At 63.7% G+C, this 22,416-nt stretch carries 19 protein-coding genes; 11 read left to right on the top strand and 8 right to left on the bottom strand.

Features of this window, described 5'->3' with window-relative positions; all coding sequences use genetic code 11:
- Window positions 1-138: 138 nt before the first annotated feature.
- From QYQ99_RS15085 to QYQ99_RS15070, 4 genes are all read left to right on the top strand, one after another.
- Complete coding sequence (locus QYQ99_RS15085; RefSeq protein WP_302088916.1) at window positions 139-336, top strand: hypothetical protein; 198 nt, start codon at window positions 139-141, stop codon at window positions 334-336.
- Window positions 337-572: 236 nt separating this feature from the next.
- Window positions 573-896 (top strand): hypothetical protein, encoded by a 324-nt coding sequence (locus QYQ99_RS15080; RefSeq protein WP_302088915.1) that lies wholly within the window; start codon window positions 573-575, stop codon window positions 894-896.
- 12 nt (window positions 897-908) lie between these two features.
- A complete protein-coding gene (mgtA, locus tag QYQ99_RS15075) occupies window positions 909-3,656 on the top strand; it encodes a magnesium-translocating P-type ATPase (RefSeq protein WP_302088914.1) in 2,748 nt (915 codons plus the stop codon).
- Window positions 3,657-3,761: 105 nt separating this feature from the next.
- The gene (locus tag QYQ99_RS15070; RefSeq protein WP_302088913.1) at window positions 3,762-4,481 is read left to right on the top strand and encodes an MgtC/SapB family protein; all 720 of its coding nucleotides are present in this window, start codon (window positions 3,762-3,764) and stop codon (window positions 4,479-4,481) included.
- A gap of 152 nt (window positions 4,482-4,633) precedes the next feature.
- Here the strand turns inward: QYQ99_RS15070 and ruvB are convergent, their stop codons facing one another.
- Window positions 4,634-5,731 carry a Holliday junction branch migration DNA helicase RuvB gene (gene ruvB, locus QYQ99_RS15065; RefSeq protein ID WP_302088912.1) on the bottom strand — a complete coding sequence of 366 codons (1,098 nt, stop codon included), beginning with the start codon at window positions 5,729-5,731 and terminating at the stop codon, window positions 4,634-4,636.
- A gap of 143 nt (window positions 5,732-5,874) precedes the next feature.
- On the opposite strand from ruvB, the gene QYQ99_RS15060 reads away from it, so the two are divergent.
- The gene (locus QYQ99_RS15060) at window positions 5,875-6,408 is read left to right on the top strand and encodes a peroxiredoxin (RefSeq protein ID WP_302088911.1); all 534 of its coding nucleotides are present in this window, start codon (window positions 5,875-5,877) and stop codon (window positions 6,406-6,408) included.
- Window positions 6,409-6,435: 27 nt separating this feature from the next.
- On the opposite strand, the gene QYQ99_RS15055 is transcribed toward QYQ99_RS15060, so the two are convergent.
- Together QYQ99_RS15055 and ruvA are read right to left on the bottom strand one after the other, a co-directional pair.
- Window positions 6,436-8,001 (bottom strand): trypsin-like serine peptidase, encoded by a 1,566-nt coding sequence (locus QYQ99_RS15055; protein WP_302088910.1) that lies wholly within the window; start codon window positions 7,999-8,001, stop codon window positions 6,436-6,438.
- A gap of 49 nt (window positions 8,002-8,050) precedes the next feature.
- Window positions 8,051-8,626: a Holliday junction branch migration protein RuvA gene (ruvA, locus tag QYQ99_RS15050; protein ID WP_302088909.1), complete on the bottom strand. Its 576-nt coding sequence runs from the start codon at window positions 8,624-8,626 to the stop codon at window positions 8,051-8,053.
- 49 nt (window positions 8,627-8,675) lie between these two features.
- On the opposite strand from ruvA, the gene QYQ99_RS15045 reads away from it, so the two are divergent.
- Window positions 8,676-9,689, top strand: coding sequence for a PhoH family protein (locus QYQ99_RS15045; RefSeq protein ID WP_302088908.1), 1,014 nt, complete (start codon window positions 8,676-8,678; stop codon window positions 9,687-9,689).
- Between the two features lie 138 nt (window positions 9,690-9,827).
- Window positions 9,828-10,286 carry an rRNA maturation RNase YbeY gene (gene ybeY, locus QYQ99_RS15040; RefSeq protein ID WP_302088907.1) on the top strand — a complete coding sequence of 153 codons (459 nt, stop codon included), beginning with the start codon at window positions 9,828-9,830 and terminating at the stop codon, window positions 10,284-10,286.
- A gap of 146 nt (window positions 10,287-10,432) precedes the next feature.
- Here the strand turns inward: ybeY and QYQ99_RS15035 are convergent, their stop codons facing one another.
- Complete coding sequence (locus QYQ99_RS15035; RefSeq protein WP_302088906.1) at window positions 10,433-11,416, bottom strand: Bug family tripartite tricarboxylate transporter substrate binding protein; 984 nt, start codon at window positions 11,414-11,416, stop codon at window positions 10,433-10,435.
- Window positions 11,417-11,611: 195 nt separating this feature from the next.
- On the opposite strand from QYQ99_RS15035, the gene QYQ99_RS15030 reads away from it, so the two are divergent.
- On the top strand, window positions 11,612-12,376 hold the full coding sequence (locus tag QYQ99_RS15030) for a sulfite exporter TauE/SafE family protein (RefSeq protein ID WP_302088905.1): 765 nt from the start codon (window positions 11,612-11,614) through the stop codon (window positions 12,374-12,376).
- Window positions 12,377-12,475: 99 nt separating this feature from the next.
- Here the strand turns inward: QYQ99_RS15030 and dbpA are convergent, their stop codons facing one another.
- A complete protein-coding gene (dbpA, locus tag QYQ99_RS15025) occupies window positions 12,476-13,885 on the bottom strand; it encodes an ATP-dependent RNA helicase DbpA (RefSeq protein ID WP_302088904.1) in 1,410 nt (469 codons plus the stop codon).
- 163 nt (window positions 13,886-14,048) lie between these two features.
- On the opposite strand from dbpA, the gene QYQ99_RS15020 reads away from it, so the two are divergent.
- Window positions 14,049-15,374: an amidohydrolase gene (locus QYQ99_RS15020; RefSeq protein WP_302088903.1), complete on the top strand. Its 1,326-nt coding sequence runs from the start codon at window positions 14,049-14,051 to the stop codon at window positions 15,372-15,374.
- A 45-nt stretch (window positions 15,375-15,419) separates the two neighbouring features.
- On the opposite strand, the gene QYQ99_RS15015 is transcribed toward QYQ99_RS15020, so the two are convergent.
- The 3 genes from QYQ99_RS15015 to QYQ99_RS15005 are packed head-to-tail and all read right to left on the bottom strand — an operon-like array spanning window position 15,420 to window position 18,679.
- Window positions 15,420-17,204 (bottom strand): dipeptidase, encoded by a 1,785-nt coding sequence (locus tag QYQ99_RS15015; protein WP_302088902.1) that lies wholly within the window; start codon window positions 17,202-17,204, stop codon window positions 15,420-15,422.
- Window positions 17,205-17,258: 54 nt separating this feature from the next.
- On the bottom strand, window positions 17,259-17,708 hold the full coding sequence (gene dtd / locus QYQ99_RS15010) for a D-aminoacyl-tRNA deacylase (RefSeq protein WP_302088901.1): 450 nt from the start codon (window positions 17,706-17,708) through the stop codon (window positions 17,259-17,261).
- On the bottom strand, window positions 17,705-18,679 hold the full coding sequence (locus tag QYQ99_RS15005) for a cation diffusion facilitator family transporter (protein ID WP_302088900.1): 975 nt from the start codon (window positions 18,677-18,679) through the stop codon (window positions 17,705-17,707). The genes dtd and QYQ99_RS15005 overlap by 4 nt, the downstream gene beginning before the upstream one ends.
- Window positions 18,680-18,917: 238 nt before the next feature.
- Here QYQ99_RS15005 and QYQ99_RS15000 point away from each other — a divergent pair, with 238 nt between their 5' ends.
- Both QYQ99_RS15000 and QYQ99_RS14995 read left to right on the top strand, forming a co-directional pair.
- Window positions 18,918-20,918: a putative bifunctional diguanylate cyclase/phosphodiesterase gene (locus QYQ99_RS15000; protein ID WP_367882855.1), complete on the top strand. Its 2,001-nt coding sequence runs from the start codon at window positions 18,918-18,920 to the stop codon at window positions 20,916-20,918.
- A 45-nt stretch (window positions 20,919-20,963) separates the two neighbouring features.
- Window positions 20,964-22,415 (top strand): AMP nucleosidase, encoded by a 1,452-nt coding sequence (locus QYQ99_RS14995; protein WP_034354761.1) that lies wholly within the window; start codon window positions 20,964-20,966, stop codon window positions 22,413-22,415.
- Window position 22,416 lies beyond the last annotated feature (1 nt).

Raw genomic sequence — 22,416 nt, 5'->3', positions numbered from 1 at the left:
CCTCAAGCTCGCAAGCTCTGCTCATCACTGAGTTTTCGCGTCGCCTCCGCTCCGGCTTCCCGTCGGTTCATGGCCGCGCCAAAACGTTTGTGCCGCGCTGCCGCCTGGCCCGCTCCCTCAACCAATGAGGAGAACGCTATGAGCAACCGCCTGACCCGCGCTCTGCACCAGCTGCGCCCTCTGCTGCTGCGCGCCCGCGCCACGCCTTCCCAGGCAGCGCCCGCCACACCGGCAGCCTTGCCGCAAGCGCTGGAACAGACGCTGGCGCTCGATGCACTGACCAGTTGGCCCACGCATCGCATCCGCAGCTATCTGAGCAGCCGCAACGAGCGCTGAGCAGCCTGGTCGCAGACCGGCTTCAGCCCGCATTTCATTCACTTTTCATCAAGGAACACGTATGGATCCCGACCCTAGTCGATCTTGCAGCGCGCCCCGTGCGGCGCGCTGTCAAGCCATTGGCCTGCGTGTGACCCTGATGGCCGCGCGCAGGGACCCGAACCCCGTCCCGGGGCTGGACGCCTGATGCCCTAGCAGCGGCGGGCAGCTCCCGGGCCACCCCAAGGAGTATGCCCATGCAACGCCTCTCCTGGCTGCGCGTGCTGCAACGCAGCCGCCCTGCCCCCCGCCTCAACGACACCACCCGCCACCATGGCCTGACCCATGCCGTGATCTCGGCACTGACAGAGCGCCGCACCGAGGTGCTGCGCCACCTGGTCGACCGCCATGGCGCGCCCCTCATGGCCAGCGCCATGGCCAACCTCAGCATCCGCCAGCGCGCCGATGCGCTGTCGCTGCTGACCCGCGAGCAGCGCAGCCGCATCGACAACCAGTTGCGCGCCAGCCAGGCGCAGCAGCCCTGGAGGCGATCGGGCACCTCAGGCAAGACGCTGCACTGACAAGAGGCCGTGATGCAAACCCTCAAAAACCTGTTCCGGGCCTTTTTGCACAGCCACCGCCTGGCCGGCCTCTTCGGACGTCGGCCGATGCCCGCAGGCGGCCCCTCCAGCGCCGTCGCCGTGCCACCGGCACAGGTACAGGCCCTGCAATCCGCCGCCTGCAGCACCGTGTCTGCGCTGCTGCTTCAGCTGGACACATCGAGCCGGGGCCTGAGCCCCGAGCAGGCCCAGCAGCTCCAGCTGCGCCATGGGCCCAACGAAGTGGCGCATGAAAAGCCGCTGCCCGCATGGCAGCACCTGTGGCATTGCTACCGCAACCCCTTCAACCTGCTGCTGACGCTGCTGGCCGTGGTCTCCTATGTCACCGAAGACGAAAAAGCCACCATCGTCATCGTCAGCATGGTGCTGCTGTCCACGCTGCTGCGCTTTGTCCAGGAGGGGCGCTCCCGGCGCGCCGCCGCGCGCCTGCAGGCCCTGGTCGGCAACCGCGTCACCGTGCGCCGCAGACCCAATGCAGCGGCCGCAGACTTTCGCGACAGCGGCGGCGGCCATGACACCTCGCTGTCCGAGCTGCCCATGCGCGAGCTGGTGCCCGGAGACATCGTGGCCCTGTCGGCCGGCGACATGATCCCGGCCGACTGCCGCCTGCTGTCCGCCAAGGACCTGTTCGTGAGCCAGGCAGCCATGACCGGCGAATCGCTACCCGTGGAAAAGGATGCGCGCACCCTCGCTGCGCTGCAGGCAGGCCAGTTGCTGGAAGCCGGCAACCTGCTCTTCATGGGAACCAATGTGGTCTCCGGCTCGGCCATGGCCGTGGTCGTCGCCACGGGCAACCAGACCTATTTCGGTACGCTGGCGGCGCGCATCACGCACCAGGACCGCACGGCCACCGCCTTCGAGCAGGGCGTGAACAGCGTCAGCTGGCTGCTGATCCGCTTCGCGGCCGTGATGGTGCCCGTGGTGCTGTTCATCAACGGCTACACCAAGGGCGACTGGGGCGAGGCCTTTTTGTTCGCGCTGTCGGTGGCCGTGGGCCTGACGCCCGAGATGCTGCCCATGATCGTCACCTCCACGCTGGCCAAGGGCGCCGTGGCGCTGTCGCGCCAGAAGGTGATGGTCAAGCGCCTGGACGCGATCCAGAACTTCGGCGCCATGGACGTGCTGTGCACCGACAAGACCGGCACGCTGACCCAGGACCGCATCGCGCTGGAGCGACACACCGATGTGCAGGGCCGCCCCAGTAACGAGGTGCTGCAGTTCGCCTACCTCAACAGCTACTACCAGACCGGGCTCAGGAACCTGCTGGACCGAGCCGTGCTCGAGCATGTGGAGCTGCACACGCGGCTGCATGTCAACGAGGACTACCTCAAGGTCGACGAAATCCCCTTCGACTTCCAGCGCCGGCGCATGTCCGTGGTGGTAGCCGAGCGCGACCACCACCATGAGCTGATCTGCAAGGGCGCGGTCGAGGAAATCCTGCAGGTCTGCACACATATCCGAGACAGCGGACGCGACGGAGAGACGCTGCTGCCGCTCACGCCCGAGCGCCGCGAGCAGGTGCGCGCTGTCACCGAAGGCCTCAACAGCGAGGGGCTGCGCGTGGTGGCCGTGGCCATGAAGGAAGTGCCGCCCGACAAGAACACCTACGGCATCGCCGACGAGTCCGCACTGACCCTGATCGGCTACGTGGCCTTTCTCGACCCACCCAAGGAATCCACCCAGGCCGCCATTGCTGCGCTGCTGCAGCATGGTGTGACGGTCAAGGTGCTGACGGGCGACAACGAGCTGGTGGCACGCAAGGTCTGCCGCGACGTGGGCCTGCAGGTGGACAAGGCGATTGTCGGCAACGACATCGAAGCCATGGATGAGGAGCAACTGCGCCGCACGGTGGAGTCACACCTGCTGTTCGCCCGCCTGACGCCGCTGCACAAGGAACGCATCGTGCGTGCGCTGCGCGCCAACGGCCATGTCACGGGCTTCATGGGCGACGGCATCAATGACGCGCCCGCGCTTCGCGCCGCCGATATCGGCATCAGCGTCGACAGCGGCGTGGACATCGCCCGCGAAGCGGCCGACATCATCCTGCTTGAGAAAAGCCTGATGGTGCTGGAGCAGGGCGTACTCGAAGGACGCCGCACCTTCAGCAATATGCTCAAGTACATCCGCATGACGGCCAGCTCCAACTTCGGCAACGTGTTCTCGGTGCTGATTGCCTCGGCCTTCATCCCCTTTCTGCCCATGCTGCCCATGCAGCTGCTGATGCAGAACCTGCTCTACGACCTGTCGCAGATCGCCATCCCCTTCGACAACGTGGACGAGGAAATGGTCGCGCGGCCGCTGCGCTGGAACCCTCAGGACCTGGGTCGCTTCATGCTCTTCTTCGGCCCCATCAGCTCGCTGTTCGACGTGCTCACCTTCGCGCTGATGTGGTTCGTCTTCCATGCCAGCACGGCCGCACAGCAAAGCCTGTTTCAGTCGGGCTGGTTCGTGGTGGGTCTGCTGACACAGACGCTGATCGTGCACATGATCCGCACGCCCAGGATTGCCTTTGTGCAAAGCTGTGCCTCCTGGCCCTTGCTGGCCACCACGGCGGCCATCATGGCCATCGGCATCTTCCTGCCCATGGGCCCGCTGGCCGAGAATTTCAAGCTGCAAGCCCTGCCGCTCGGTTATTTCCCATATCTCATCGTCATATTGCTGGCCTATGCTGTGCTGACGACGCTGCTCAAGCGCATCTATATCCGCAAGTACGGCTGGTGAGCTGCGGGCCGCTTCGCGTCTGCCCTGCGGGGCAGGCGCGCCAGCCCGGGCCGCATGTTTCATGAACCCAAACACCGATCCATCGGCAATAACAATCAGAACTTCATGCAATCCCTACAGAACTTCAATCTGCTCGCCACGCTGAACACGGTGCTGTGTCTTGTCGTGGCCTTTGTCTGCGGCAGCATCATCGGCCTTGAGCGCCAGATACGCCAGCGCACGGCGGGCCTGCGCACCAATACCCTGGTGGCCGTGGGCGCGGCCGTGTTCGTCGACCTGGCCATGCGCGTCTCGGGAGCGGACGGGGCCACGCGCGTCATCTCCTATGTGGTCTCGGGCGTGGGCTTTCTGGGCGCGGGCGCCATCATGAAGGAAGGCGCCAACATCACGGGACTGAACACCGCCGCCACGCTGTGGGGCTCGGCCGCCGTGGGCGCCTGCGCGGGCGCCGGTCTGCTGCCCGAGGCCGGCATTGCCACCTTGTTCGTGCTGGCCAGCAACACCTTGCTGCGCCCCGTGGTCAACTACATCAACCGCCACCCTGTGGCCGAGCATGCCAGCGAGGCTACCTACTATGTCTACGTGATCTGCGGCCAGGAGGCCCAGGCCGATGTGCGCGAGGGCATGCAGGAGCTGCTGGAGGCGGCCAACTACCCGGTGCGCGCAGTCGAAAAGCACGAGATCCCGCCGCACAACACCGAAATCGAGGCCGAGCTGTTCGCCACGGCCGTGCATGCCGAGGAGCTGGATCAGGTGGTCACGCAGATCGAAACACTGCCGGGCGTGCTGCAGGCGTTCTGGAGCGCCGGACCGCAGAATAATTGACCCCCTGAGCCGCTGCGCGGCCTCCCGTTGCACGTCGCCCCCAAGGGGGACGACGCCCTCGCCTAGGCGGCCCCGCCGCGAGGCGGCTCTTGCTCGGCGTCTCTGGCCTTGGCCATGCCAGCTCTTGGCCACGCCGGTTTTAGCGGCAGCGCTTACGTGGCCGAATCGTCTGCGGGGGCCTGCAGGCCCAGATGCCGGTAGGCGGCCTGCGTGGCCATGCGCCCGCGCGGCGTACGCTGCAAAAAGCCCTGCTGGATCAGATAGGGCTCGATCACATCCTCGATGGTGCCCGACTCCTCGCCGATGCTCGCGGCGATATTGTCGAGGCCGACCGGGCCGCCATCGAAGCGATGCACCACCGCCTCGAGCAGCTTGCGGTCCATGATGTCAAAGCCCTGAGGGTCCACATCGAGCATGGCCAGCGCCTTGTCGGCAATCTCGCGCGTGATGCGGCCGTCGCCCTTGACATCGGCATAGTCGCGCACGCGGCGCAGCAGGCGGTTGGCAATGCGCGGCGTGCCGCGCGAGCGGCGTGCGATCTCGAAGCAGCCTTCCTCGTCAATCGGTGCCTTGAGCAAGCCTGCGCTGCGCTTTACGATGCGCGAGAGCTCCTCCGAGCTGTAGAACTCCAGCCGCGCCACAATGCCGAAACGGTCGCGCAGCGGGTTGGTGAGCATGCCGGCGCGCGTGGTTGCGCCCACCAGCGTGAAGGGTTGCAGGTCAAGCTTGATGGAGCGTGCGGCCGGGCCTTCGCCGATCATGATGTCGATCTGGTAGTCCTCCAGCGCCGGATAGAGGATTTCCTCGACCACCGGACTCAGGCGGTGAATCTCGTCGATGAACAGCACATCGTTGGGCTCGAGATTGGTGAGCAGCGCCGCCAGATCCTTGGGTTTTTCCAGCACCGGGCCGCTGGTCTGGCGCAGGTTCACGCCCAGCTCGGCCGCGATGATGTGGCTCAGCGTGGTCTTGCCCAGGCCCGGCGGGCCGAACAGCAGCACATGATCGAGGGCCTCGCTGCGCTTCTTGGCGGCACCGATAAAGATCTCGAGCTGCTCGCGCGCCTTGGCCTGGCCCACATATTCGTCGAGCAGCTTGGGGCGCAGAGCGCGTTCCAGCGCCTCTTCGCCCTGGGACGAATGCCCGGCCGAGACCATGCGCGGCGCTGCCGCCTCGGGGTCGGCGGCCGCGCTTCTGGCCTTGCGTGCAGGTGCGGGGCTGGCCGCAAATTCGTCCACATGAATCGTCATGGCGGCAATTGTGCCCCAAGCACGGCCGAAGCACTGATTAAAAATACAGGGAAAAACAAAATCCCACAGTTGCAGCACAGGCGGCTGGACGCTCGGCCCCGGGCTTTGCGCACAATGGCGGCAAAGACCTCAGGAGCTTTTTCATGCGTATTCACACCCTGGCCTGCACGGCCGCCCTGTTTTGCCTGTCCGTCTCGGCCCAGGCCGCGCTCAAGCCCGGCGATGCGGCCCCGAGCTTCAAGACGCCCGCCGCCGTGGCCGGCAAGGCCTTTGACTTCGATATGACCGAGGCGCTCAAAAAGGGGCCGGTGGTGCTGTATTTCTTCCCCAAGGCCTTCACCCAGGGCTGCACGCTGGAAGCCCATGCCTTTGCCGAAGCCACGCCCCAGTTCGCCGCCATGAAGGCCACGGTAGTGGGCATGTCGCATGACGATATCGACACCCTCAAGCGCTTTTCCACCGAGGCTTGCCGCGACCAGTTTGCCGTGGCCTCGGACCCTAAGGCCCGCACCATCAAGGCCTATGACGCGGGGGCTGCCGCCAACCCGGCCATGGCCGACCGCATCTCCTATGTGGTGGGCCAGGACGGCAAGGTGAAGTTCGCCCTTGTCAGCAGCGACCCGCTGGCCCATGTGGAGCAGACCAAGGCAGCCGTCAGGCAGTTGCAGGGGAAATAGCCCTGCCCGGCCTGGCCCGGCCCTCCATCACTGCGCCAGCCAGTTCCCGATCTGGCTGCTGAAGGTGCGGTCGAAGCGGCTGTAGACGTCGGAGCCGCCGCTGACCGTGCACGAGCTGCTGCCGCCGGACAACGTGCCCACGACGCGTCCGCCCGCAAACATGGCCGAGCCGCTGCTGCCGCCTTCGGTCACGCCCTTGCTCCAGCCGACGTTCACGAAATCGCTCTGGGCATTGCCTGGGTCGCAGGTGATGCTGCCGGCGCTCAAGCTGCAGTTTCGGTAGCTCTGCACCTGGCCTTCGCTGTATTTGAGCAAATCGCCCTGCGGGTGATGCAGGCCGTAGATGGCCGTCCCCGTCACTGCCGTTCCTCTCGCATCCCAGCCGGCCAGCGTCGCACCAGCGGGCGCTGCGTCATTGAGCCGCATCAGCGTGGCATCGTGCGCCGCCGTCGCATACAGCAAGGTGGCACCGCGCTGCAGCGCCGTGGTCTGGGCACTGGGCTCGAAGCTGTTGCAGCTGGCCGAGCGGAAGAACCAGTCCGTGCGCAGCGAGGTGGCCGATGCCTGGGTCGAGATGCAGTGATTGGCCGACAGGAAATACGGCGTCAAATCGCGCCGCGTGTTGTTCAGCAAGGAGCCCGTGCAGTAGTAGTAGCGGTTGTCGGAGCCCACATAGGTCATGCGCGCCACGGCATTGCGCTCGGTGGCGTACTGATCGGCGCAGCTGGCATCGAGCTCGCAACCCGCGGCATCGCCCACATTTCTGGGCACGAGGCTATCGCGCAGCTCCAGCTCCGTGGGCAGGGCCAGGTTGACATAGGCATGGGTGAGCGTGGGAATGGCAATGCGCAGCTGCGATGTCGGCAATCCCGCAGGCAGTGCAATCTCCAGCGTGACCTCATCGGCTCCCAGATCGGGGGTCCACCAGATGCCGGCCGCCCGGGTGTCGCCGTCGACGCGGCGGTTGCGCGCAATGGCCTCGTTGATGGCCTGGCCCGTGGTCACGAACCCGGTCTTGCTGCGATCCTTGCGGTACAGCCTGAGTTCGGCGGCATCGGGCATGGCATCGACCACCAGGCCCAGCCGCAGGCCATGGGCGCCGGCCGAGGTGATGCTGATCGCCGCCACCTGACCGCCCTCCGGGGCCTGGGACCAGTTCAGCGTGCGCGCCATATCGCCTGCGGACTGCAGCAAAGACAGCTCGCGCGGCGCCCCGATCTGCATGGGCAGGCCGGGCATGGGCATGACCGGCGAAGGTGCGTCGCTCCACTGCGGCAATGCCAGGCTGACGGCCTTGGGCCGCACCGCCACGGATGCCACCGCCACGCCTTTGGTTGCCGCCGCAGCCTGGGCAGCAGGCACGACCAGTGAATCCAGCACATTGGCCGTGGGCGGCCCCGAAGGGGGACTGATCTCTGGCGAGCCGCCAATGATCGCACCATTGCCTCCTGCGCCCCCTGCGCCAGTGCCGGGACCAGGGTCCGGAGCACTGCCTCCCCCCCCGCCGCCGCCGCAAGCCGTCAGCACCACCAGCACCAGCACCAGGCTTGCGCACCGGAAGGGAATGCGTCTGCCCTGTTTCCACCCATGCATATCGTGCTCTCCTGCAGTTCACGATCGGACTGGCACAAGGCCAGCGAAGTTATTTGGTCAAAGCCTTGAGCGCGAGCTTAATGCCCTCGCTCACCCCTACATCCGGTGGGAGTTTCTTGAGGGCGGCCGAGGCTTCCTTGTCGGAATAGCCCAACGCCATCAGTGCCTGCTGGATATCGTTTTGCTCGTTGTTATTGGCAAACAGCGACTGAGCACCGGTATCCGCGCCGATCTTGCCCTTGAGCTCCAGCAGCAGACGCTCGGCGGTTTTCTTGCCGATGCCGGGCACCTTGACCAATCGCCCTGCTTGCTGCTGCGATACCGCGTCCGCGAGATCATCGATGGTCATGCCGCTGAGCACGGCCAATGCCATGCGCGGTCCTATGCCGGTGATCTTGATGAGTTCGCGGAAAGTCTGACGCTCGCGGGCCGTTGCGAAGCCGAACAGCAGCTGGGCATCTTCCCGCACCACAAAATGGGTCAGCAGGGCCACCTTGGCGCCGTTGGCGGGCAAGTTGTAGAAGGTGCTCATGGGCACCTGCACCTCATAGCCCACGCCAGCGCAGTCCACCAGGACTTCGGGCGGGTTTTTTTCCAGCAGCGTTCCAGTCAATTTGCCTATCATTGAAATCCTTTGCCGCACCGTGCGGCGATTCTTTTGAGAAATTATCCGCGTGATCCTGCGCCATACCTTCACTCCCCATAACAATACGCGCCTGACCCATCTCTGCGGCCCGGCGGATGCGCATCTGCGCACCATCGAAGTCGCGCTGGGCGTCAAGATCGCTCACCGTCACGAGCAGTTCAAGATCGACGGCCCCAAGGCCAAGGCCAATGAAGCGCTGGAGCTGCTTCAGGCTCTCTATGAGATCGCCGACTACGTGATTGCCGAGGATACGCTTCAGCTCATGCTGGCCGGCGATGTCGAGATGCTGGAAGCCAATCTGACGGCACCGCAGCTGACCACGCGCCGCGCCGATCTGCGTGCCCGCACGCCCAACCAGGCGCTGTATCTGGAAAACATCGCCAGTCACGACATCAGCTTCGGCATCGGCCCGGCCGGCACGGGCAAGACCTATCTGGCCGTGGCCTGCGCCGTGGATGCGCTGGAGCGCAGCGCCGTGCAGCGCATCGTGCTGACCCGGCCCGCCGTGGAAGCCGGCGAACGCCTGGGCTTTCTGCCCGGCGACCTGACGCAGAAGGTGGACCCCTACCTGCGCCCGCTGTACGACGCGCTCTACGATCTGATGGGCTACGAGAAGGTGCAAAAGGCCTTCGAGCGCAATGCGCTGGAGATCGCGCCGCTGGCCTTCATGCGCGGACGCACATTGAACAACGCCTTCGTGATCCTGGACGAGGCGCAGAACACCACGCCCGAGCAGATGAAGATGTTTCTGACCCGCATCGGCTTTGGCGCCAAGGCCGTGGTCACGGGCGACGTCAGCCAGGTCGACCTGCCCAAGGGAGCGCCTAGCGGACTTGTCGATGCCGAGCGCGTGCTCAGGCGCGTCAAGGGCATCTCCATCAACCACTTCACCAGCGTCGATGTGGTGCGCCACCCGCTGGTGGCCCGCATCGTGGACGCCTACGATGCACGCGGGCGCGTGTCCGAAGGCACTTTGGCGCCCAAGCAACGCGCCAGCAGCCCGCGCACGACCCGCTCGCTGCCCACGGCCGACGAGCTTTAAATCAACACGACTTGCGCAAAACGGGTGCAGGCAAGGCGGCTGCCGCAAGAGGCAGGCCGTTGTGGCATTCTTGTTTGCGTAAGTTGCTATCAAAACCCATAGCTACTAGCGCTTGCTTCATAAGGGCTAAAAGCCAAAATGACCTTGAATCAACTGCAACTATCGCTGCAATTCGGCCCCAGCACCGAGGCCGCCGCCCACCGCGAACTGCTGAGCCGCAGCCGCGTCACGCGCTGGATCCGCCATGCGCTGGCCGTGGATGCCGAGATCACGGTGCGCATCGTCGATGCCGAGGAAGGCCGCAAGCTCAACCGCGAGTACCGCCAGAAGGACTACGCGACCAATGTGCTGACCTTCGACTATCAGCAGGAGCCTACCGTGATGGCCGATCTGGTGCTCTGCGCCCCCGTGGTGGAGCGTGAGGCCCAGGAGCAGAACAAGACGCTGGAAGAGCATTACGCCCATCTGCTGGTGCATGGCACGCTCCATGCCCAGGGCTGGGACCATGAGACCAGCGAGGAAGACGCCGAGGAGATGGAGGCCTACGAGACCGACATCATGAAGGAGATGGGTTACGAGGACCCCTACGCCAAATAGCGTACAGGCAGCGGCACACATGCCGCTCACTCCTGAAAGTAGAGCTGCTTTCGCTTGTCCATCATGAATTTCAAAGGTATTTAGCCTTGAAATTCAAGATAGTCATGCGCAAGCAGCTCTTTTTATAGGAGCAACCCCGGTCTCGCCTACTCCACGCTCAGACCGATGCTGCGCACCAGCTGGGCCACGCGCACGTCTTCGGTCTTGATCTGTCTGGCAAACACCTGCTGGCCCTCGCCCACGGGAGTGATGCCCTGCTGCAGCAGGCTCTTGCGCAGCTCGGGGTCCTTGAGCGCCTTGTCGGTGTCCTGGGCGATGGCCTGAACCACGGCAGCCGGCGTGCCCTTGGGTGCGAACAGGCCGAACCAGGCGCCGGCCTCAAAGCCCTTGTAGCTCTCGGCCAGGGTCTGTACCTGGGGCAGCAAGGCGTGACGCTGCAGGCCGGACACGGCCAGCGCCGTGAGCTTGCCGCTCTGGATCTGGGTGAGCGCCGGAGCGATCGCAATCAGCATCACATCGACCTGGCCGGCCAGCACATCCTGCAGACCCTGAGGACCGCCGCGATAGGGAATATGCGTGGCGAAAAAGCCTGCGCGCTGCTTGAACTGCTCCATGGCCAGATGCTGGGCACCGCCCGTGCCCGAGGAAGCGTAGTTGATCTTGCCAGGGTGCGATTTGGCGTAGGCCACAAAGTCCTGCAAGGTCTTGAAGCCCTTCCTGGGGTTGGCCACCAGCACAAAGTCTGACTGGCCCAGCTTGGTCACCGGCACCAGGTCGTTCTTGACGTCATAGGGAAGATTGCGCTGCACGTTGGGCATGATGGTGATGGCGCTGTCGCCGCCCACCAGCAAGGTATAGCCATCGGGCTGGGCCTTGACCACGGAATCCACGGCCGAGACACCACCGGCCGCGCCCTTGTTTTCCACCACGATGGCCTGCTTCCAGTCCCTGCCCACCAGTTGACCCACCTGACGGGCCAGCAGATCCGGAGCGCTGCCCGGACCGTTGGCCACCACCAGCTTGACGGAGCGCGCCGGAAAGTCCGGCTGCTGGGCCATGGCTGCGCCCTGCACACAGATTGCAGCCAACAAGGCACAAGCGGTGCGAGAGAAGAGATGGGGCAGATTCACGGCAAAACTCCTTAACTAAGGAGTTGATTGTCAAAACAATCACTTATTCCTCAAAATACTGTTTTTTCATTTTTTAATATCGATAAATCAATAACGAGCTGAGATGACAGGCGGCCTGAGCAAAGCCCATAAGATCACGCCCTGCCATCCGCACACACAACAAGGCACTTTGCCATCAATGACGGGAGACAAGACATGGAGAACCTGGGCCACCTCGCCCTTTTGCTGGCCGCAGCCTTCACGGCCGGCGCACTCAACGCGGTCGCCGGCGGCGGCAGCTTTCTGACCCTTCCCGCGCTGGTCTTCACCGGCGTGCCGCCCGTGGTGGCCAACGCCACCGGCACCGTCGCTCTGCTGCCCGGCTATATGGCAGGTGCCTGGGCTTTCAAGGACGATATGCAATCGCCGCCCGGTCTGTCGATGAAGCAGGTGATCATGCTGTCGCTGATTGGTGGCTCTGCCGGTGCGGCGCTGCTGCTGGTCACGCCCGACACCACTTTCCGCAAAGTCGTGCCCTGGCTGCTGCTGGCCGCCACCGCCATGTTCGCTTTTGGCCCACAGCTGCGCGCCTGGGCCGCAGGCAAGAACGCCCTCCACCACGCCCCCGGCGCCACCAAAGCCGCCGCCGGCATGCTGGTCGTGGCTGTTTATGGCGGCTATTTCAACGGAGGCCTGGGTATTTTGCTGCTGGCCTTGTTCGGCCTGCTGGGCCAGACCCAGCTCAACGCCATGAATGGCATGAAGAATCTGGTTTCTGCCCTGCTGACTGCGATTGCCGTGGCCATCTATGCAGTCGGCGGCATTGTGCAATGGAAGCTGGCCCTGCTGATGATGATCGCCGCCACCGCAGGCGGCTACGGCGGCGCACGCGTGGCACGCAAGATTCCCGCACCTATTTTGCGCTGGGGCATTGTGGCTACGGGGCTGGTGATGGCGGGCTTGTTCTTCGCCAAGGGCTGAGCACAGCCCCAAAGCAAAAAGCCTTCTCAGACCGAGAAGGCTTTTTGGTGAGCAATCTGCGCTTTCTAGATAAGCGCTACAGGCTTATTTGGCTTGTTTTTAGAGAAGACGGGCTTTGACCGTCTTGCCCTTGACCTTGCCGCCATTGAGCCTGGCGCAGGCGGCCGAAGCGATCTTGCGATCCACCGCCACATAGGTGGAAAAGTCGTTGACGCTGATCTTGCCGATCTGCTCGCGGCTGTAGCCGAAGTCGGCGCACATGGCGCCCATCACGTCGCCGGCGCGGATTTTCTCCTTGCGCCCGCCAATGATCTGGATGGTCATCATGGGCGGCAGCAGCTCGCCACCGGCCGCGGGCGTGAGCTCGTCCACGGGGAAGAATTGCGAGGCGCGGCCTTGCAGTTGCTCGATCTTGCCCACGCTGCCCATCTCGTCCATGGACACCAGATTCAGCGCCAGACCTTCGGCATCGCCGCGGCCGGTGCGGCCGATGCGGTGGATATGCACTTCGGAATCCGGCGTCACGTCCACATTGATGACGGCCGACAGATCGGCGATGTCCAGGCCGCGCGCCGCCACATCGGTCGCCACCAGCACGCTGCAGCTCTTGTTGGCAAACTGCACCAGCACTTCGTCTCGCTCGCGCTGCTCCAGCTCGCCAAACAGCGCCAGCGCACTGAAACCTTCGGCTTGCAGCGCATTGACCACGTCACGGCATTGCTGCTTGGTATTGCAGAAAGCAATCGTCGACTCGGGGCGGAAATGGGCCAGCAGCTTGGACACGGTGGCCACTTTTTCGCGGGCACCGACTTCGTACCAGCGCTGCTCGATCTTGTTGGAGCTATGTTGCGCAGCCACCTTCACGGTCTGGGGGTCGCGCATGAAGCGCTGGGCCAGCGAAGCAATACCCTCGGGATAGGTGGCCGAGAACAGCAGGGTCTGGCGATCCGCCGGGCATTGGCGCACCACGGTTTCGATGTCGCCGAGAAAGCCCATGTCCAGCATGCGATCGGCCTCGTCCAGCACCAGGGTCTTGAGGTTGCCGATGTCGAGCTTGCCGCGCTCCATCAGATCCATCACGCGCCCGGGTGTGCCGACGACGATGTGCGCGCCGTTTTCCAGCGAGGCGATCTGGTTGCGCGAGGGTACGCCACCATAGACGGTTACGACCTTGATATTGTCCTGCGCGCGCGCCAGGCGGCGGATCTCGGTGGCGACCTGATCGGCCAGCTCGCGCGTGGGGCACAGCACCAGGGCCTGGACGGCAAACCAACGCGGGTTCAGGCGGTCGACCATGGGCAGGCCGAAGGCAGCCGTCTTGCCGCTGCCGGTGCTGGCCTGGGCGATCAGGTCCTTGCCCTGCAGAGTCAGCGGCAGGCTGGCGGCCTGGATGGGCGTCATCTGCGCATAGCCGAGCTGCTGGAGGTTGGCCAGCATTTCTGGGGACAGGGGCAGCGCCGAGAAAGCGGTGGAATCAGAGGCCTGGGCGGCGCTGGTGGAGGTATTCATGGAAGCGGATTATCCCGGGCCTGCGCAGGAAAAGCCTTGTGCCATCGCTATTCACGGTGCCATTTGCGGGTTGCCCCTCTTCAGTCCGGGCCGGCCATGCTCCTAGTCTGAAAGCGCGGTCTTCAATGGCCGCCTCTGTTTGAAGCCAACCACAGCCCCTCACATGCACCCTAGCCTTACCCGCAAGTTCTGCGCCGTCGCCACGCTGGCCTTCACTCTGGGCTCGGCCCAGGCTGCGGAGCTGGATCCCCAACCGCTCAAGCCCCAGCTGCAGCAGCTGATCGCCCAGATGTATCCGCAGATGCGCGGCATCTACGAAGACCTGCATGCCAACCCCGAGCTGGGTTTTCAGGAAACGCGCACCGCCGCCAAGCTGGCGGCCGAGATGCGCAAGCTGGGCTTTGAAGTCACCGAGGGTATTGGCAAGACCGGTCTGGTCGCCATCTATCGCAATGGCGCGGGCCCCACCGTCATGGTGCGCACCGAGCTGGACGCCCTGCCCATGGAGGAAAAAACCGGCCTGCCCTATGCGAGCAAGGCCAAGGCCCAGTACAACGGCAAGGAGAGCTTTGTCGCCCATAGCTGCGGTCACGATATGCACATGACCAGCTGGCTGGGCACGGCCCAGGCACTGCTGGGCCTGAAGAAGCAATGGAAGGGCACGCTGATGTTCGTGGCCCAGCCCTCCGAGGAAACCGTGACCGGTGCCAAGGCCATGCTGGCCGACGGCCTGTTCCAGAAGTTCGGCAAGCCCGACTACGCCTTTGCGCTGCACACCGGCTCCATGCCTTATGGCACGGTGGGCTATGTGGCCGGGGCGGCGACCTCCAATTCGGACTCGCTGGACATCACGTTTCACGGCCGTGGCAGCCATGGCTCCATGCCTGACAAAGGCATAGACCCCGTGCTCATGGCCTCGCGCTTCGTGGTGGATGTGCAAGGCGTGGTCAGCCGCGAGAAAGATCCCATGGAGTTCGGCGTGGTCACCGTGGGTGCCTTCAATGCGGGCAGCGCGGGCAACATCATTCCCGACCAGGCACGGCTGCTGGGCACGATCCGCAGCTACAAGAGCGAGGTGCGCAGCAAGCTGCATGACGGCATAGAGCGCAGCGCCAAGGCGCAGGCCGCCATGTCCGGTGCACCGGCCCCCGAGATCAAGCTGACCAAGGGCTCGGACGCCGTGGTCAATGACGCGGCGCTGGTCAATCGCACGGTCAGGCTGTTCAAGGCTGCGCTGGGCGACAAGAACGTGCTGCCCATCCCTCCGGCCACGGCCAGCGAGGACTTCTCGGACTTCATCAACCAGGGCGTGCCGTCCATGTTCTACATCCTGGGCGTGTCCGATCCCCAGAAGGTGGCGCAGGCCAGCCAGCCCGGCGGCAAGCCGCTGCCTTTCAATCACTCGCCCTTCTTCGCTCCCGAGCCCGAACCCACGTTCAAGACCGGTGTGGAAACCATGACGCTGGCCGTCATGAACGTGATGCAGTAAGCAGCGCCAGCCCCGCCATCGGGGCTGCGCCTTGCCTTCAGCGCGTCACTGCATCTGCTGCAGATTGCCGATGCGCACCAGCATCTCGGTGAACATCTGCATGTCCGTGCGCAGATCCGGCAGCTCCTGGTACTCCAGCGCATTGTGGGCCGTGTACTTCTTGCCGGGCATCGCCGGGCCGAAGTTGATGGCATTGGGCATGAGCTTGGCCGTGGTGCTGCCTGCGGTAGGCACGGGTCTGGCGTCCAGCCCCGTGGTGTCGCCAAAGATATTGAGCAGGGTGCTCAGCCACGCGCCCTTGGGATCGCGGGCCATCCAGTTGCCCTGGGTGTACTGCACGGTCACAGGAACCTTGGCCGCATCGCTCCAGCGGGCAATGCCCTGCTCCACCTCGGCGCGCAGCTGCTCGGGCGTCTTGCCCCGCGGCATGCGCGCATTGGCAGTCACCTCCAGCTTGCCGTCTGCCGACTTGATGAGATTAGGCGACAGCGTGAGCGGCCCCATGAAATCATCGGCATAGGCAATGCCCAACTGCCGGCCCTGATAGTCCAGGCCGAACACTCCATTGATATAGCGTACGGCCTGGCTGTACTGATTGGGCTGCAGCAGCGCCGCGCCCTGCTCCAGCATCAGGCTCTGCTGCAGAAACAGCGCCAGGCGCGGCACGGGATTGACCCCTTCTTCAGGACGAGAGCCGTGGGCCGACGCTCCAGTGACCTTGACCGTGACCTGGCCCTCTGCGCGCTGCACGTCGATGGCAAACTTGCCCTGCGCCTCATGCCGATGCACAAACTCGTCCTTTTCCTGAGACAGCCGCTGCGCAATCCGCTCCAGTGCGGCCGCATCGGTGGCGGAGACGGTAGCGGAGGCCGTCTGCGCAATGGAGTTGGCCGAGGCCGCGCCGCTCATGCCCGTGATGGAAGGCCTGGCGGCATCCACGGCCACTTCCGCAAACAAGGCCTTGAGCGCGCCCGTGCCCTTTTCCGCGACCACGGCCGGGTACTTGCTGTCCAGCACGATGTTGTACTCGGGCAGCGCGGTCTTGCTCTGGTAGTACTTCATGGCATCGCCGCCGGTTTCCTCGGTGGTCTCGATCATCAGGCGAATGCTGCGCGACAGCGGCAGACCGCTGTCCTTGACGGCCTTCATCGCATACAGCACGGTGGCGATGGAGCCCTTGTCGTCAATCGTGCCGCGCCCATAAAGCCGGTCGCCCACGCGGGTGACCTGGAAAGGGTTGATCTGTTTGCCGTCCAGCACCCACTCGGCAGCCACCACCGGCACCACATCGGCATGGGTCAGAATGCCGAACTCGGTTGCCTCGCCGGCGCGGCTCGCCACATTGGCTGGCAGCGTCACTTCAAAGATGCGGTTATCCACATTGCGAAAGCGCAACCCGAATTCGGTGGCCAGGGATGCAACGAGCTTGCCGAAGTCCAGGATGGCCGCACTCTCATGCGCAGGCACCTTGGGATCGCGCACCGTGGGCAGCGCCACCATGCGCTGCAGGCTCTCCAGCACCGCCGCCTCTTGTGTCACACGGTTGTACACCCCCAGCAATCGGGCGATATCCGCCAGCTCGCCGTCCGACAGAGACTGACCGAGCATGTAGTGTTGCACCGCTGTTGCCACACCCGGCTCTGCCCTGGCAGCCTGTTGCGCAAAGGCCTTGAAGGAAGCAGAAGGGGTCTTGGCGGACGATGCAATCAATGCGTCCAGCGCGGGTTTCTTCAGGGTCTGCGCCTGAACAGGCAGGCTGACGCCCGCAACCAGACTCAAGGTCAGGCTCGCAGCGATGATCGACAAAGAGGGCTTGCAGGATTTCTTCATGGACAGCTTTTGTAGGAATCGTGGTGGTGAATGTGGTCTCAGGCTTGGCTTCGCCTATACCTGAGGCTCCATGCGCATGGGGATGGTCACGGGCCCGTCATTGACCAGATGCACCTGCATGTCGGCGGCGAACTCGCCGGTCTGCACCTGAGGGTGGGCCACCCTGGCCTGGTCCACAAAGTAGTCGTAGAGGCGCCGACCTTCGCCAGGCTCGGCGGCGGCCGTGAAGCTGGGGCGATTGCCGCCCCTGGTGTCGGCCGCGAGCGTGAACTGGCTGACCACCAGCAGCCCTCCGCCAATGTCCTGCAGGCTTTTGTTCATCTTGCCGGCCTCGTCGCTGAAGATGCGCAGCTTGAGCATCTTGGCCAGCAACTTGTCGGCCTCAGCCTCGGTATCGCCGCGCTCGGCACAGACCAGCGCCAGCAAGCCCTGGTCGATCTGGCCCGTAATTCGACCGCCAACCTCCACGCGCGCCTGCTTGACGCGCTGAACCACACTCATCATGTACTTAAACCTTCCTTGGCCACGCCTTGTACTGCGCTGCCCTGCTCTCCGTCAGCCACTTCGCTGGCCGTGTTCATGCCCATGGGCAGCAGCTCGATGCGGGCATACAGGCCTGGTATGGCCTGCAGCAGCGCGGCTTCAATCTCGGAGCGCAATTGTGCCGCCCTCTGAACGCTCCACTGGCCGGGAACATGCATGTGGAAGTCCACAAAGCTGCGCTCCCCCGCCTGGCGGCTGGAGATATTGTCAAAGCTCACTCCTTCGCTGCGCTTGGCGAAGCTGTCCAGCAAAGTGTCGATCCGCAGGCGCTGAGGCGCATCCAGCGCCTGATCCATCAGTCCTTGCGAGGACTGCCAGACCAGTTGCACACCCTGTACGCAGATATGCACGGCCACTGCCAGAGCCACCAGCGCATCCACCCACAGCCAGCCGGTCAAGGCGGCGGCCAACAGACCGGCCACCACGCCCACCGAGGTCCAGACATCGGTCAGCAGATGCCGTGCATCGCCCTCCAGTGCCATGGAGCGGTATTTGCGCGAGGAGCGCAGCATGACCCAGGCCAGCAGCCCGTTGAAGACCGTGCTGAGCAGCGACAGCATCAGGCCCCAGCTCAACTGTTCCAGGGGCTGCGGGTTCCACAGTCGCGACAGTGCGGCCCAGGCAATCGCCAGGCTGGCGCCTATGACCAGCACGCCCTCGAAGCCGGCCGAGAAGTACTCCGCCTTGTAATGTCCGTAAGGGTGTTCGGTGTCCGCCGGCCGCTTGGCCACGGTCACCATGGTCAGCGCGAACATGGCACCGGCCAGATTCACAAAAGACTCCAGCGCATCGGACAGCAGGCCTACCGAGCCGGTCAGCCACCAGGCCAGGGTCTTGAGAACGATGGTGAGCAGTGCCACCACCACGGATAGACGCAGCAGATTGTGCGGCTGCAGCCATTCGGAAGAATTCGAGAGGTCGGATTTGAGCATGTTTGGGTTCCTGAGCCTCTATATCACTAAGTGCTTTGATACATCAATAGTCTTTGCAAATTGTCTGAAAAGCAATTCACAATCCCTTATCGTGATGGACATGTCATGGTCGAGGCCGATCTGATTCCTATATAAATACTCCCAGAAACAAGGGAGGCGCATGCCTGATACGTTGATAGCACAGCAACCGAGGGATGAGGACGCCATTCTTCGACTGGTGGCCGATACAGCGCCCGCCATGCTGGCTTATTTTGATGCCGACACACGCGCCTGCCGCTTTGCCAACGCGCGCTATGCAGAGCACTTTGGCCACACCATGCAAACCATAGTGGGCATGGATGTGCGTGACATTGTGGGCGAACTGGTCTGGGCACAGATCGAGCCTTATCTGGACTCCGTGGCCGTCGACAACACTCAGACGCTGCGCTACACCCGCCAGGTCGAAAACGAGATTGGTCGGCTGCAACACATCGAGGCGGTACTGCGCCCTCATGAGGAAAAAGGCGTACTCAAGGGCGTTGTAGCGCTGATGACCGATGTCAGCCACCACCATCTGGCGACACAGCAGATACGCGACAGCGAAGAGCGCATGCGCAAATTCGCAGCCATCACCACCGAGGCCATCGTGCTGCATCGTGACGGAATCATCACGGACGGCAATGACGCACTTGCCCGGCTGGTTGGCTACTCGCTTGGCGAGCTGTGCGGCACGCCGGTTCTCGATTATGTGGCACCTGAAGCGCGCCTGCGGGCGCTGCAGAACATGCGCAGCGAGCGAGAAGATCGCCTCGAGTCCGTGATCATTCACAAAAACGGCCAGCTCATCCCCGTCGAGATAGAGGCCTCCACCATGCCTGGAGAAAAGGACAGGCATCGCATCGTCCTGCTGCGCGACCTGACCGCAAGCCTTCAGACCCGGCAGCACATGGACTATCTGACCCAGCATGACCTGCTGACACATCTGCCCAATCGGGCACGTCTGAACCATTTGCTGGCCGATGCCATCGCCAGGGCTGCCGGCGAAGAATCACGACTGGCGGTGCTGTCGCTGGACCTGGACCAATTCAAGGCGGTGAATGATTCGCTCAGTCATCAGGCTGGAGATCTGCTGCTGTGCGAGCTTGCAAAGCGGCTGCGAAGCACTGTAGGTGCTCAGGACATCGTGGCCCGCACCGGCAGCGACGACTTTGTGGTCGTGCTGCCTGACAACCCCGGCCTGCTGGAGACAGAGGCCCTGCTGACGCGACTTCGGGCCACGGCAGAGGCCCCCTACCTGATCGAAGGGACTCAACTGGTGATTTCCGTGAGTGTCGGCATCGCCATGTATCCCAAGGACGGGAAATGTCCGGCGTCCCTGCTGAGCAATGCCGAGGCCGCCATGCAGATGGCCAAGAGTCACGGCCGCAGCTTCTCCCAGTTCTACACTCCTGCGCTCGAAAGCCGGGCCACACGCATGCTGATGCAGGAGCAAATGCTGCGCAACGCTGTGGAACGCGGCGAGTTCGAGCTGCATTACCAGCCACAGATCCTCATGCAGACGGGCGAGCTTTCAGGCTTCGAAGCCCTGGTACGCTGGAAGCACCCGCACCGTGGCCTGGTCTCGCCCGACGAATTCATCGGCTTTGCCGAAAACCGAGGACTGATCGCAGCCGTGGACCGCTGGGTGCTCTATCAGGCCTGTCGTCAAGCCCGTGCCTGGCAGCAGCAGGGATTTCCCCCTATCCCGGTGGCAGTCAACCTGTCGGCGCAGGAATTCCGCCAGCGCGATGTCGTCAAGGAAGTGGCACAGGCACTGGCCGACACGGGACTGGACGCCTGTTATCTGCACATCGAGGTCACAGAAACCACGTTGATGCTCTCGGGCAACCAGATGCAGCAGACTCTGCATGCCCTCAAGACACTTGGCGTGGGACTGGCGATCGATGATTTCGGTACCGGCTACTCGTCTCTTGCCTATCTGCGCAAGCACCCCATAGACCGGCTCAAGATCGACCGTTCGTTCGTGACCGATCTGCCCCACAACCCGGATGCAGCCGCCATTGTCAATGCCATCGTGCAGATGGGACAGAGCCTGCATCTGGAGATTCTGGCCGAGGGTGTGGAAAGCACTGAACAGCTGCAACTTCTGAGAGAGATGGGCTGTGCCATGATGCAAGGGTTTCTCGTGTCAGCGCCATTACCTGCCGAGCAGGCTTCGGCATGGATGTCGCAACACTGTCAACTGCTACAAAGACAATAGTGCATGGCCTCGAATACACCGACACCCTCTCATAAGAGCAGCAGCATGTTTCATACGGATGCCCCTCAGGCACTGGCCCATGTGCAGCAGCTGTACCGCGAGCAAATCGACCATCTGCGAGCTGCCATGCAGCGTTTCGTGGCGGGTGAGACTCCGGCCGCGCCCATTCATGCGTACTACCCGTTTGTACGTATCAAGACCACCACGGTGGCGCAAGCCGATACCAAGCTGACCTACGGCTTTGTGGAAGGCCCAGGCACCTACGAGGCCACGCTGACCCGGCCCGACCTGTTTGCCAGCTACTTCGGCGAGCAACTGCGCCTGCTGATCCTGCACCACCAGGTCCCCATCGAAGTGGGCCTCAGCGACAAGCCCATCCCGATTCATTTCTCGTTCGCCGACAACGACCATATCGAAGGCTCGCTCTCGCCAGAGCGGCGCATGCTGATGCGCGATGTGTTCGATCTGCCCGACCTGGAATCCATGGACGACGGCATCGCCAACGGCACCTGGCGCGCGGCGGCAGGCGAGGCCCTGCCTCTGTCGCTGTTCACCGCCCCGCGCGTGGATTACTCGCTGCATCGCCTGCGCCACTACACAGGCACGGCCCCCGACTGGTTTCAGAACTTCGTGCTGTTCACCAACTACCAGTTCTATATCGACGAGTTCATCCGCCTGGGCCACGCCGAGATGGCCAAGGAGGACAGCGAATACATTGCCTTTGTCGAACCCGGCAATGTGGTGACCCGCCGCGCCGGCCTGCCCGCAGAAGCCGTCGACGAGCTCGGAACGGCGCCGCCGCGCCTGCCGCAGATGCCGGGCTACCACCTGGTGCGCGCAGACAATAGCGGCATCACCATGGTCAATATCGGAGTGGGCCCGGCCAATGCCAAGACCATCACCGACCACATCGCCGTGCTGCGCCCTCATGCCTGGATGATGCTTGGCCACTGCGCGGGCCTGCGCAACAGCCAGCAACTGGGAGACTATGTGCTGGCCCACGCCTATGTGCGTGAAGACCATGTGCTGGACGAAGAGCTTCCTCTGTGGGTGCCGATTCCTGCGCTGGCCGAAATCCAGGTCGCGCTGCAGCAGGCCGTGGCCGACGTGACGCAGATGGAGCGTGCCGATCTCAAGCGCATCATGCGCACCGGCACCGTGGCCAGCACCGACAACCGCAACTGGGAACTGCTTCCCGACAACCTGCCCCAGCGCCGCTTCAGCCAGAGCCGAGCCGTAGCACTGGATATGGAGTCGGCCACCATTGCCGCCAACGGCTTCCGCTTCCGCGTGCCCTATGGCACTTTGCTGTGCGTGAGCGACAAGCCGCTGCACGGGGAGATCAAGCTGCCAGGCATGGCCAACCATTTCTATCGGGAGCGTGTGGACCAGCACCTGCGCATCGGCATGCGTGCCGTCGACATACTGCGCGAAGGCGGCTCCGACCGCCTGCACAGCCGCAAGCTGCGCAGCTTTGACGAAGTGGCCTTCCAGTAAA

Origin of the sequence: Comamonas testosteroni (assembly GCF_030505195.1) — a bacterium.
GTDB classification, from domain to species: Bacteria; Pseudomonadota; Gammaproteobacteria; order Burkholderiales; family Burkholderiaceae_C; genus Comamonas; species Comamonas testosteroni_G.
The sequence above is the reverse complement of the archived record's forward strand: the minus strand, read 5'-3'. Positions and strand labels throughout refer to the sequence as shown.